The sequence below is a fragment of the Dyella sp. ASV21 genome (assembly GCF_016428975.1).
GTDB lineage: Bacteria > Pseudomonadota > Gammaproteobacteria > Xanthomonadales > Rhodanobacteraceae > Dyella.
Window position 1 is genome coordinate 1 of the sequence record NZ_JAELTT010000173.1, and the last position, 461, is coordinate 461.

Genomic DNA, 461 nt, shown 5'->3' on the forward strand with positions numbered 1-461 from the left:
TTGATGCCCGCGCTCAAGGCCGCCGGCAGTCCGCTGGATCTGTTGGAATCCCACGAGAGCTACGACCTGACCCAGCGCCTGGGCGATACCGGCGCGGCCTCGCCCTTCGTCGGCATCGCGCTGGCCACCATGGCCACCTACACGCAAGCGGACACCAGCGTGGTGGTGCCGCTGCGCCGGGCGGACCAAGCCACGGTGATCACGCTCACTTCGGCCACGCCGGGCAAAAAGCCCCGCGACAGCCCGTTCGGCGTGAACCTGCTGCCGCAGACCGCCAGCAGCGAGCAGCCCTCCGCGCGCATCCTGGAGGAGTTCTACGTGGCGCAGCGCCAGAAAGAGGTCTACCCGCGCCCGATCGATCAGGAAAAGGTCGTCCGTGAACAGAAGGCGCTGGATGACTTTATCGCCAGCGGCCCCCGCGTGGACCTCGACGAATGGCTCAAGAAGTGAGCGTGTGTGGC

At 67.2% G+C, this 461-nt stretch carries 1 protein-coding gene; it reads left to right on the plus strand.

Annotated features, from left to right (window positions below; genetic code table 11):
• The coding region (locus JHD67_RS21450) for a DUF2875 family protein (RefSeq protein WP_199101167.1) at positions 1 to 450 on the plus strand (450 nt) is incomplete at its 5' end.
• Positions 451 to 461 lie beyond the last annotated feature (11 nt).